Annotated in this window: 11 protein-coding genes; 4 read left to right on the top strand and 7 right to left on the bottom strand. The window is 42.5% G+C overall.

The window, feature by feature from the left end; translation table 11 throughout:
* Positions 1-61: 61 nt before the first annotated feature.
* Positions 62-424: a DUF6616 family protein gene (locus HC175_RS03830; protein WP_168137201.1), complete on the top strand. Its 363-nt coding sequence runs from the start codon at positions 62-64 to the stop codon at positions 422-424.
* A gap of 96 nt (positions 425-520) precedes the next feature.
* On the opposite strand, the gene HC175_RS03825 is transcribed toward HC175_RS03830, so the two are convergent.
* The 6 genes from HC175_RS03825 to trhO form a co-directional block, all read right to left on the bottom strand.
* Positions 521-1,177, bottom strand: a complete 657-nt coding sequence (locus tag HC175_RS03825; protein ID WP_168137200.1) for a CoA transferase subunit B — start codon at positions 1,175-1,177, stop codon at positions 521-523.
* Positions 1,178-1,882, bottom strand: a complete 705-nt coding sequence (locus HC175_RS03820) for a CoA transferase subunit A (protein ID WP_168137199.1) — start codon at positions 1,880-1,882, stop codon at positions 1,178-1,180.
* 86 nt (positions 1,883-1,968) lie between these two features.
* Entirely contained in the window at positions 1,969-4,305 is a 2,337-nt protein-coding gene (locus HC175_RS03815; RefSeq protein WP_168137198.1) for a penicillin-binding protein 1A, read from the bottom strand.
* Positions 4,306-4,308: 3 nt separating this feature from the next.
* A complete protein-coding gene (locus HC175_RS03810; protein WP_168137197.1) occupies positions 4,309-4,803 on the bottom strand; it encodes a gliding motility lipoprotein GldH in 495 nt (164 codons plus the stop codon).
* Positions 4,796-5,950 (bottom strand): PSP1 domain-containing protein, encoded by a 1,155-nt coding sequence (locus HC175_RS03805; RefSeq protein WP_168137196.1) that lies wholly within the window; start codon positions 5,948-5,950, stop codon positions 4,796-4,798. Before HC175_RS03805 ends, HC175_RS03810 begins: the two co-directional genes overlap by 8 nt.
* A 116-nt stretch (positions 5,951-6,066) precedes the next feature.
* Complete coding sequence (gene trhO / locus HC175_RS03800) at positions 6,067-7,098, bottom strand: oxygen-dependent tRNA uridine(34) hydroxylase TrhO (protein WP_168137195.1); 1,032 nt, start codon at positions 7,096-7,098, stop codon at positions 6,067-6,069.
* A gap of 362 nt (positions 7,099-7,460) precedes the next feature.
* On the opposite strand from trhO, the gene recA reads away from it, so the two are divergent.
* From recA to HC175_RS03785, 3 genes are all read left to right on the top strand, one after another.
* Complete coding sequence (gene recA / locus HC175_RS03795; protein ID WP_168137194.1) at positions 7,461-8,474, top strand: recombinase RecA; 1,014 nt, start codon at positions 7,461-7,463, stop codon at positions 8,472-8,474.
* A 410-nt stretch (positions 8,475-8,884) separates the two neighbouring features.
* Positions 8,885-9,427 (top strand): RNA polymerase sigma factor, encoded by a 543-nt coding sequence (locus HC175_RS03790; RefSeq protein WP_168137193.1) that lies wholly within the window; start codon positions 8,885-8,887, stop codon positions 9,425-9,427.
* Positions 9,427-10,707, top strand: coding sequence for a hypothetical protein (locus HC175_RS03785; RefSeq protein WP_168137192.1), 1,281 nt, complete (start codon positions 9,427-9,429; stop codon positions 10,705-10,707). Before HC175_RS03790 ends, HC175_RS03785 begins: the two co-directional genes overlap by 1 nt.
* Here HC175_RS03785 and HC175_RS03780 read toward each other — a convergent pair.
* Positions 10,704-11,447, bottom strand: a complete 744-nt coding sequence (locus tag HC175_RS03780) for a lysophospholipid acyltransferase family protein (RefSeq protein WP_168137191.1) — start codon at positions 11,445-11,447, stop codon at positions 10,704-10,706. The genes HC175_RS03785 and HC175_RS03780 overlap by 4 nt on opposite strands.
* Positions 11,448-11,477 lie beyond the last annotated feature (30 nt).

The following is an 11,477-nucleotide window of genomic DNA, read 5'->3' as shown; positions in this document are numbered from 1 at the left end:
CAAAAATATCAGCTAAAAATGACCTTTTTGAAGCATCAATGTCTAACAAAATAAGCCAGTTATGTATTTATATGTTGAACAATGGAACGTGACTAAAGAATGGATGGATCTTTCTAAAGAAGATCGCCGTGCCTATATGAACAAAGTGAATAATGCGATTACAGAAATGAGCCGTGGCGGCATTGAGAACGTAGGCTGGGCCATGAACGATGAACATACTCCTTACAGAAGTGATTACAGATATATGGCGATCTGGAAACTGCCATCGCTTGAAGCGGTTGAGGAATTTGAAAAAGGAATCGACGAAGCGGGATGGCATAAATATTTTTCACAGGTCAATTCCCGGGGGAAGGTCATCCCTCTCAATGAAGCCCTGGATTTCCTGGTGAACCTTGAAAAGAATTCCACTTCGATCCTGGATTAATTCGGGCCCTGCAAGTTCTTTTGTAGATCTTGTAGGTCTGAAGCATATATGAAAAAATAGACCTCCAAGGTTTTGAAAACCTTGGAGGTCTTTCTTTTATAGTTTCATTTCAGGAATTTCTCCTTCTACGATCAAGGTACCCTCGGTAGCTTCTTTTATTTCTTCCACGCTTACTCCGGGAGCTCTTTCTAGCAGCTTAAAACCTTTTTCGGTAACTTCAAGAACAGCAAGATTAGTAACGATCTTTGTTACACAGCCAACGCCGGTCAAAGGCAGAGTACACCGCTTAAGCAATTTTGATTCTCCTTCCCTGTTAGTATGCATCATGGCTACAATAATATTTTCTGCACTTGCCACAAGATCCATGGCTCCGCCCATACCTTTTACCATTTTCCCGGGAATCTTCCAGTTAGCGATATCTCCGTTTTCTGCCACTTCCATGGCGCCAAGAATAGTGAGATCCACATGCTGACCTCTTATCATCCCGAAGCTCATTGCTGAATCAAAAAAGCTGGCTCCCGGAAGAGCAGTAATCGTCTGTTTCCCGGCATTTATGAGGTCAGGATCTTCTTCTCCGTCAAAAGGAAAGGGCCCCATGCCCAGGATCCCATTCTCGCTTTGAAATTCAACTTCTATATCATCGCGGACGAAATTGGCAACAAGCGTTGGTATACCTATTCCAAGATTGACGTAGTAGCCATCCTTTACTTCTTGTGCAATGCGTTTTGCGATTCCGTTTTTGTCGAGTGCCATCTATTGGTTCTTTTGTCTTACTGTTCTCTGTTCAATTCTCTTTTCATAATCTTTCCCCTGAAAGATCCTCTGTACAAATATTCCCGGGATATGAATTTGATTGGGATCTAGTTCCCCCGGCTCCACCAGCTCTTCTACTTCGGCTACTGTAATTGTCGCCGCACCACACATCACAGGATTAAAATTACGAGCTGTACCTTTAAAAATAAGGTTTCCTGCTTTGTCTCCTTTCCAAGCTTTGACAAAGGCAAAATCTGCCTTGTATGCTTCTTCCAGGACGTACATTTTTCCATTGAATTCACGCGTTTCCTTGCCTTCTGCTACCTCTGTACCATAACCTGCCGGAGTGTAAATAGCAGGAAAACCTTGTTGTGCTGCCTGGCATTTGGCTGCCAATGTTCCCTGGGGTGTAAGTTCCACCTCCAGCTCTCCGCTAAGCATTTGCCGCTCGAATTCGGCATTTTCTCCTACATAGGAAGATACCATTTTATCGATCTGTTTCTTCTGAAGTAACAGGCCCAGCCCAAAGTCGTCTACTCCGGCATTATTTGAGATACAAGTAAGATTTCTCAGGTTAAGACGAACAAGTTCAGAAATGGCATTTTCGGGTATTCCGCTCAATCCGAAGCCTCCCAGCATGAAGGTCATGCCGTCATGCACCCCTTCCAGGGCCTCAGAAACATCCTTTACAGTTTTGTTGATCATTGTTGGTAGTTTTATTCCGAAAAATACAAAAAAATAAAGGCCCTATGCAATGCAAAGGGCCGTGGAATTTCTTTTAAAACCTGATTTTAGAAGTCAAGTTCGTCGGGAAGATCGTTTTCACCATCCATGCCGGCTTTACCATATGAGCTGCAATCTGTTTTTATAGTCACTACTTCAGGTCTTGGGAAAGCTCCTTTCGCAACATTCAACTGCTTATCGGCGTATACCTTTTTCATATAAATACCCCAAATGGGTAAAGCCATTGTTGCTCCCTGGCCATAAGTGATGTTTGGAAAGTGTACAGATCGATCTTCGGCACCAACCCAGACTCCCGTTGTTAGATTAGGCACCATTCCCATGAACCAACCATCACTTTGATTTTGGGTTGTTCCGGTTTTACCCGCAATAGGGATCTCATTTCGGTCAAAATCGTATGGATAACCAGTGACAGCGCGCTTATAATGGTCTGCCCCGGTTGCCCAGGTTCCACGAAGACGCTGACCAGAACCGTACTGAGTCACTCCTTCCAGAAGATTTACGGTTACATAGGCTGCCTCCTTGCTGAGCACATCTCTGGTTTCGGGCACATGCTGGTAAAGGATCGTGCCATTCTTATCTTCTATCCTGTTCACAATTACTGGTTTCACATAAACTCCTTCATTTACAAAAGTGCTATAAGCTGAAACCATTTCAAACACGCTCAGGTCTGCCGTACCAAGTGCAATAGAAGGCACCTCGGGTATGTTCCTGGTATCAATTCCCAGCTTTCCTATCAGGTCAATTACCGGTTTTGGCCCGGTGCGATCTATAAGACGCGCCGTAACCGTATTTACAGATTCGGCTAAACCTTTCTTTAGACTCACCATGCCATTGTATTCTCCATCACTGTTCTTAGGTGTCCAGTCATTCTGGTTGCCGTGTTTGCCCGCCTCTATGGTGTGCAGACTTCGTGGCAAAGTATCGCAGGGAGAAAGGTGTAACTGGTCTATGGCAGTAGCATAAACAAAAGGCTTAAAGGTGGATCCCACCTGTCTTTTTCCTTGCTTAACGTGATCGTATTTAAAGTGTTTAAAGTTGGTACCTCCCACCCAGGCCTTTACTTCTCCTGTTTGCGGGGTCATGGACATCATTCCTGCCTGTAGAAAGGACTTATAATAAATAATGGAATCCCGAGGCGTCATGATCGTATCCTTATTCCCTTTCCATGAAAAGACCTGCATCTGGGTCTTTTTATTGAAAGATTCAGCAATCTCTTCATTTGAGAGTCCCTGTTCCTTAAGGATCCTCCAGCGTTCACTTCGGCGCATCGCATCATTGATGATATTGTTGCGTTCTTCAGCAGTGATGTCTCTAAAGGGAGCCGTCTTATTATTCTTGTTCTGCCTGTCAAATTCTTTCTGAAGGTGAGAGATGTGCATTTCAACAGCTTCTTCTGCATATTGTTGCATTCTGCTGTCTATGCTTGTGTAGATCTTAAGTCCGTCGCGGTAGATGTTGTATTTACCACCATCTGGCTTCGGATTTTTTTCGATCCAGTCTTTCATAAAGCCCTGTAAATACACCCGGAAGTAGGTTGCTACTCCTTCGTCGTGGCCCTGAGGAGAAAATTCGATATTTAAAGGCAGCTGCTGTAAAGAATCCTTTTCTTCTTCAGTAATGTAATCATTGACCTCCATCTGGCTAAGCACAACATTACGACGCTGTAAAGCATTGTCTTTAAATTGCTCTTTTTGGGGGTTGTACAAAATAGGATTTTTCAACATGGCTACAAGTACTGCTGCCTCTTCCACATTGAGATCTTTAGGCTCTTTATCGAAATAGATCTTGGCAGCCGATCTAACCCCCACTGCCTGGTAAAGGAAGTCGTATTTATTGAGGTACATGGTAATGATCTCCTCTTTAGTATACTGCCGCTCCAATCGGGTGGCAATGATCCATTCCTTAAATTTCTGAAGTACCCTCGCAGCCGGATTTTTAGAGGCGTTCTCGGTAAAAAGAAGCTTGGCAAGCTGTTGTGTAATAGTACTCGCCCCTCCTCTTTTCCCCAGGTAAACGGCGGCACGAACTGTACCTTTCGCATCAATTCCCGAATGTTCATAAAAACGCTCATCCTCTGTGGCAATAAGCGCCTCTATCAAATGTTGAGGCAAGTCCTCATATTTTACCGGAGTTCTGTTCTCATTGTAATATTTTCCCAGGGTCTCACCATCTGATGAAAAGATCTCTGTTGCGAGATTCGTCTCAGGATTTTCCAGTTCTTCAAAGGTAGGCATGGTTCCAAAAACTCCCCAGCTCGCTAATAAGAAGAGGAGCACAATAGCTGAAATTCCCAGCGCGAAAACGGTCCAGAACCAAGATTTATAACGGCCGTAATCTCTTCTTTTTTCGGCCTCTTTTTTTGTTTTATCAGATGTTTTTGCCATCTACTATTCCTGTTGTTTAATGTCTTCTATTCTAAAACCTACTTCGGTAATTCCCTCTAAACTTGTAATCCCATGAATACTGTCGCGCTTCCTCATAGCCTGCTGCACTGTAACCATGTACTCTCCCTCTTCGGTAAATTTAATTTGCTCCTTATACCAGAGCTTGCTTTCCTTAACATCACCAAAGCCTGTGCCAAGCCATTCTCCGGAAGGTGCAGCCATTTGATACTGCAGGGTATCACTTATTACTTTTCCATTTGGAAAATTAAGTTCTGTGATCAAATAAATATTGCTGAAATCGTAATTGAAATTGTTCCTTACATTAAGAAAGAGGTTATACGGCTTCACAGTGTCTGGCGCATTAAATTTGAACTGCACCAGCGAATCCCGATGCCATTCTCCAGGCAACGATCTGTAATCATCATAAACCCTCGTTTCATCGCAAGACATCAAACACAGGACTCCCAAAAAGAGGAAAAACAGAGACCTCTTATCCATTCTTCTGTGGCTTTTTCTTTTTGCGCTTGTTCTTTTTCTTTTTCTTCCCGCTTCCTTTATTATCAAATCGGGTAAGACTGTCCTGCCCCACTACATTGTGATAATCTGGTTTTGACTCCTGCTGTAATTCTACCGCAAATTCCTCTAGACTGTTTACAGGTTCCTTTTTGGAATTCGCTTTTATGATCTTATTGGCCTGTTCTACTGTAAGGGTGTGCCAGTTGCTCCAGTCACCTTCGTAGGCATACCAAAGTAAACCTTTAAAAATATCGGTCTTCTGACAAACGGCCGTACCCTTTTTAGTGTAAAGTTTCACCTCTGTTTTCGGGAAATCCTTTAAAGCATCCAGGTACGTATCCAGCTCATAATTAAGGCAGCACTTCAATTTTCCACATTGGCCGGCAAGTTTCTGAGGATTAAGTGAAAGTTGCTGATACCTTGCTGCGGAAGTATTTACACTTCGGAAGTCGGTGAGCCAGGTGGAACAACATAATTCTCTTCCGCAGGAACCAATTCCGCCAAGACGTGCCGCCTCCTGCCTGAAGCCAATTTGACGCATTTCAATTCGGGTATTGAACTCTCTCGCAAATTCTTTGATGAGCTGCCTGAAATCTACCCGCTCTTCAGCAGTATAATAAAAGGTAGCTTTAGATGCGTCGCCTTGAAATTCGATATCACTTATCTTCATTTGAAGATTGAGACGAATGGCAATTTCACGGGCACGGACTTTCATTTTGTCCTCACGATCTCTGGCTTCCTGCCAGATATCTATATCTCGTTGGGTTGCTTTCCGATAGATCTTAAGTACTTCGGCACTGTCCTGGCGTACCTTTTTCTTCTTCATTTGCACCCGCACAAGTTCACCCACCAGTGAGATCACACCTACGTCATGCCCAGGAGCAGCCTCAGTCGCAACTACGTCTCCAATGCTAAGGCTAAGATTTTCTGTATTTCTAAAAAATTGTTTCCGCCCGTTCTTAAAACGCACTTCCACTATATTAAATGGCTCCATTCCCTGCGGAAGTTCCATATTCGATAACCAGTCAAAGACAGAAAGCTTGTTACAGCCATCGGTCCCGCAGGTTCCATTATTCTTACATCCTTTTGGCTGACCGTCCTTGCCGGTAGCACAACTACTACATCCCATATTATATATATTGAAATTCTAGGCGCAGAAAACTCTGTTCCCGAATTGTGTCTTAATTAAATCAATTGAGGTAAATATACCATTATTTATGGAACGCACTCTTGAGAAACTAATTGTCAATTCTTGTACTTAAGTACTTCAGATCTGCCTTTTTTAAAGATCTTATTGCTGTTTCCTTTGCCCTTGCGCAGTGCCTTTTGCTCCTCATACGGCAAGGCGGCTATTTCCTTACACTGGGCTGAGCAACAGGTGTTCATCTCCTGTGAACATTCCTCACATTGTATAAACAAAAGGTGACAGGCTTCATTTGCACAATTCACATGGGTATCACAGGGCTTTCCACACTGGTGACAGTTAGAAACAATATCTTCACTTATTCGTTCTCCCCTGCGGTGATCAAAAACAAAGTTCTTGCCCAGAAATTTATTTTCAAGTTTAAGGTTTTCTACCTGCCTGGCATACTCAATGATCCCGCCTTTTAGCTGATACACTTTCTTAAAACCTTTGTGCTTATAATACGCACTGGCTTTTTCACAACGAATTCCGCCGGTACAGTACATCACGAGGTTTTTGTCTTCCTTGTGATCCTTTATATCCTTTTCAATGATGTCAAGACTATCTCTAAACGTATCCACATCGGGAGTCATGGCGCCTTTAAAATGGCCGATTTCGCTCTCATAATGATTACGCATGTCTACCAGAATAGTGTTTGGATCCTCTATAAGCTCATTGAACTTTTGAGCATCGACATGAACTCCTTTGTTGGTCACATCAAAAGTTGCATCGTTAAGACCATCGGCCAGGATCTTATCCCGAACCTTGACCTTCAGTTTAAGGAAGGACTTGATATCATGTTCGATGGCAATATTAAGCCTAACATTTTCAAGAAAATAAATGCCGTCAAGAAAGTTCTTGAATCTTCCAAAGTTCCTGGCAGGAACCGAGAGCTGGGCATTGATCCCTTCATGGGCAACGTAGATCCTTCCCAGAACTTCCATTTGATCCCAGGCTATAAAGAGGTGATTGCGGAAAAGTTCCGGATTTCCAATTTTTGCGTATTGGTAGAAAGAGAGCGTAAGCCGGTCTTCCCCAGCTTCCTCAAGTAATGCTTCCCTTTCTTTAGCGCTTAATTTATTGTACAGTTGCATGCTATACTAATGATTTAAGGTTAAAGAATTTTGCGCAAAGATAAAGCTTTAAATGAAAAAATGCCCGGATGTAATATCGGGGCATTTTTTTCGAACGGCTAATTCGTTATTAATACTTTTAATTCTTCAACTAAAAATAAGAATAACGTTAGCCGCCGTCCATTCGGCAGCTGCAGCTCAAATTGACTACCGCAGAACTACCGGAAATACTCAAAATAATATTTCGCTTTAAAAATTTCATATAGTAATAGTTGGTTTACTAAGTAGATGCACAAAAGCTGAAAAGGTTGCGTATTTAATTTAGCACATATAAAAACTTATAGTATTTTAGCAGCACTATCATATAAAAGAAGCCGAATTAAATGAGCAACGAGAAAGAAAGAGAAGCTAAATTAAAAGCCCTCAAACTCACCCTTGACAAAATGGATAAAACCTATGGAAAGGGCACCGTGATGAAGATGAGTGACCAGAGCGTCATCGATGTAGATGTTATACCAAGCGGATCTTTGGGTCTTGATCTTGCCCTGGGAGTGGGAGGATATCCAAGAGGAAGGGTAATAGAGATCTATGGACCAGAATCTTCAGGAAAAACCACACTTACCTTACACGCTATAGCCGAAGCACAGAAAGCAGGTGGAATCGCAGCCTTTATTGATGCAGAACACGCTTTCGACCGTTTTTATGCTGAAAAATTAGGGATCGACCTTGAAAACCTAATCATCTCTCAACCCGACAATGGAGAGCAGGCGCTGGAGATCGCAGATAACCTTATCCGTTCGGGAGCCATTGATATTATAGTTGTGGACTCTGTTGCTGCTTTGACTCCAAAGAGTGAGATCGAAGGAGAAATGGGGGACTCAAAAATGGGATTACACGCCCGCCTTATGTCACAAGCCCTAAGAAAGCTTACTGCTTCAATTAGCAAAACCCATTGTACTGTGATCTTCATCAACCAATTGAGAGAAAAGATAGGAGTAATGTTCGGAAATCCTGAAACTACTACCGGTGGGAATGCATTAAAATTCTATGCTTCTATACGTCTTGACATTCGTCGTTCAACTCAGATCAAGGACAGCAATAGCGAAGTTCAGGGAAATAAAACACGAGTGAAGGTAGTAAAGAACAAAGTTGCGCCACCATTTAAGACCGCCGAGTTCGATATTATGTACGGAGAAGGTGTGTCAAAAATTGGCGAGATCATTGACATTGGGGTTGATTACGAGATCATCAAAAAGAGCGGCTCCTGGTTTAGTTATGAAGACACAAAGCTGGGACAGGGTAGAGACGCCGTAAAGATCCTGCTAAAAGATAATCCAGATCTTATGGAAGAACTGGAAAAAAGAATAAAAGAGGCCATGAGTGTCGCAAAAGCTTAAAGCTTAGTTAAAATCCCGGAAATTTCCGGGATTTTTTATTTTCCGGCGCAACCCTTTTGCACTTTCTGCATCTCTTTTATAAAGACCCCAACTACCAATGCTGTTATGGAAGATCGATGCGCGTTTTTTGACTCCACAACCTACAGTGGCTACAGCATTGAAAAGCGGGAAAATTTAAAGGCTAATTCCCCCGGAAGTTCGGAATCCTTACCAGGATCCCGAACTTCTTTTTTTTTAAGTGCCTTTTTCCCCTTCACTTTTAAAAAGCTGCAGCCGGATTCTCTTTTTGTTGCAGAACCAGCTGAAATTCCTATATTTAGAATTCTGAACTCCCTAAATGGGCAGGCAGATCGCAATTATAAGGTGGTTCCCCTACCGCTATTTTTTAACAGCACCTAAATACCTGGATATTGAGCATTAAACAACTCATACAGAAATGCAAAAAGCAGGACATAAAAGCTCAGGAGCAGCTTTACAAAATGTTTGTCCATAGATTATTTCCTGTTTGTTTAAAGTATTCAGCCACCTACCAACAGGCTGAAGACAACTTACAAGATGCGTTTCTCATGATATTTAAAAGCATGCCTCAATACAAAAACAAAGGGTCTTTTGAAGGCTGGATGAAAAGGATAGTTATTAATACTGCACTTCAAAAGTACCGGAAGCAAACAGTTTTCGAAATTATAAGAGAGGATCATTTTAAAGAGCCCGAAATAGAGATCGATGAAGATGAAGTATCTGTTGACTACTTACTTGAAATTATACAACAACTGCCAGACCGTTACCGGCAGGTGTTCAATCTTTACGTACTCGACGGATTCTCCCATAAAGAAATTGCTGAGATCATGAATATTTCTACCGGTACATCCAAATCCAATCTTGCACGCGCAAGGGTGATCCTGAAAGAAAAGTTAGAATCGGGTATCTTCAAAAAAACGGCCAGGTCTATATAATGAGAGAAAGGAAGTACATAGACAGGCTCTACCAGGAGAAGTTTAGGGATTTTGAAGCGACCCCCAGAGATGCCGTCTGGAAATCTATAGCCGAAAAACTTCAGCAGGAAGAAAAGCGAAAACCTGTGGTAACGCCTCTATGGTCGAGATTGGCAGGAGTAGCTGCAATCCTGGCTTTCCTGTTGCTCATTGGAGAATGGATCCTCCCGGTGCAGCGTGGAGCGGCTGTAGTCAATAAAGAGACTGAAGAAGAAAGTTCTTCCTCAGAAATTCTTCCTGCCTCAAGAATAACAGTAATTCCAGCTGCCTTAGAACCAGCTGCAAATTCTACACTGGCATCTACTGAGATTAAACATGATGCGGCTGAGGCCATCAAAGAACTGAAGAAAGTTACTGCTCTTGCAACAGCTTCCAAAAATGCCATTTTTGAATCCCATTTACCTGTCGCCGAAAATCAACTTCAGCAGGAGAGGAAGAACAAGGAAATTTCAGCAGCTAACAAGAAATCATTATTAGAGGTTGCCGCTCAACTTGAAGAAACTGATCTTGCTGCAGCTACTCCAAAGAGCCGTTTTGAAATTTCCACACATGCAGCTCCCATCTACTACGGAAATATGGGAAAAGGAAATTTTCTGGATCCAAGGTTTAACAACAACGACAGTGAGGGAGAGGTCACTTACTCCTACGGGATCAACCTCGCCTATAATTTAAGTGATAAGATCAAGATCCGCTCTGGGGTTAACAAAGTAAATATGAGCTATAACACCGGAGGAGTGGCCTATCAAGCCATAGCCGGAATGGCGGGCGGAACTCCCTTAAAAAACGTTTCTCTTGAATCAGGAACTGTAATAACAGGCGGAGATAAAATGGCCGGAAGGCAGCCTACCGGAGGTACCCTAAGAAACCCTGCAGGATATCTTACCCGTGGCAATCTAAATCAGAAAATGGGCTTCATCGAAGTACCACTTGAACTTGAGTACAGTCTTTTCGCCCGTAAATTCGAGCTGAATCTAATTGGAGGTGCGAGTACATTATTCTTAGAGGAAAATGAGGTTTCTTTGAATTCTTCAGCTATTTCTGCCGAAGGAAGAGCAAATAACATCAACAATGTGAGCTTTAGTACCAATATTGGACTGGGGCTGGATTACAATCTTTCCAAGAAGTTTAAGCTTAATCTGGAACCAATGCTCAAGTATCAGCTCCATACATTTGAATCTCCTTCTGAAGAATCCAAACCTTATTACTTTGGAATTTACTCTGGTTTCAGCTATAAGTTCTAACCAGATTTTCCACCCATAAGCTCCTTAAGAATAACTGCTCTTGTGTTTTCCCGCAATTCCTTTTTGTTCAGCTGCGTCATGCCAGCGGAGGGAATGAACTCCTTGATCTTCACCCTCATCCTGCCCGGGCTGCCTTCAGTAAAGATGTAAGGGAATCTCTTCTTATTATCAAAAAACACGATAGGGACGATAGGAATCTGGTGATCTATTGCAAGTCTAAAAGCACCGTCCTTGAAAGAATCTAGGAGAACAGAAGTATCTTCGGGAACACCGCCTTCAGGAAAAATGCAAATACTGGTACCGCTGTTAAGCCGGCGCTGGGCACTCTCAAAGACTTCTTTGCGACTTCTTTGATTTCCGCGGTCAACAAGTATACAGGTGCGTTTATAGAAGTAACCAAAAAGGGGAATTTTGACCAGTTCTTTTTTTCCGACAAAAACAAAGGGATTTTTAACTGTGACGAGCATAAGCATAATGTCTGTCATCGAAGTATGATTGGCCACCAGCATGTAACTTTCTCCCTTTATCAGTTTTTGTTCTCTCTTTATTCTGGGATAGAACCCCATGCCATATAAAATAAAAGCCGCCCACCAGCGGGCGATCATAAAGAACTGCGGATAAAACTTTGTGCGGGAGGTGAAAAGCAATAAAAATGGAAAAAATACCAGGATGGGAATGGCCATTAAAATGTAAAACCAAATTCTCCAGAGTACAACCAGGAAAGACCTAAGTATGCGCATATTGCCCAAAAGTAGTGAATTGAATTGAAC

The sequence above is a fragment of the Salinimicrobium oceani genome, assembly GCF_012037645.1.
This window is presented reverse-complemented; position numbering and strand designations above follow the sequence as displayed.

Excerpts from the sequence above, each read along its gene's own strand:
- HC175_RS03830 (WP_168137201.1), top strand. The coding sequence starts at position 62 with ATGTATTTATATGTTGAACAATGGAACGTGACTAAAGAATGGATGGAT.
- HC175_RS03825 (WP_168137200.1), bottom strand. The coding sequence starts at position 1,177 with ATGGCACTCGACAAAAACGGAATCGCAAAACGCATTGCACAAGAAGTA.
- HC175_RS03820 (WP_168137199.1), bottom strand. The coding sequence starts at position 1,882 with ATGATCAACAAAACTGTAAAGGATGTTTCTGAGGCCCTGGAAGGGGTG.
- HC175_RS03815 (WP_168137198.1), bottom strand. The coding sequence starts at position 4,305 with ATGGCAAAAACATCTGATAAAACAAAAAAAGAGGCCGAAAAAAGAAGA.
- HC175_RS03810 (WP_168137197.1), bottom strand. The coding sequence starts at position 4,803 with ATGGATAAGAGGTCTCTGTTTTTCCTCTTTTTGGGAGTCCTGTGTTTG.
- HC175_RS03805 (WP_168137196.1), bottom strand. The coding sequence starts at position 5,950 with ATGGGATGTAGTAGTTGTGCTACCGGCAAGGACGGTCAGCCAAAAGGA.
- trhO (WP_168137195.1), bottom strand. The coding sequence starts at position 7,098 with ATGCAACTGTACAATAAATTAAGCGCTAAAGAAAGGGAAGCATTACTT.
- recA (WP_168137194.1), top strand. The coding sequence starts at position 7,461 with ATGAGCAACGAGAAAGAAAGAGAAGCTAAATTAAAAGCCCTCAAACTC.
- HC175_RS03785 (WP_168137192.1), top strand. The coding sequence starts at position 9,427 with ATGAGAGAAAGGAAGTACATAGACAGGCTCTACCAGGAGAAGTTTAGG.
- HC175_RS03780 (WP_168137191.1), bottom strand. The coding sequence starts at position 11,447 with ATGCGCATACTTAGGTCTTTCCTGGTTGTACTCTGGAGAATTTGGTTT.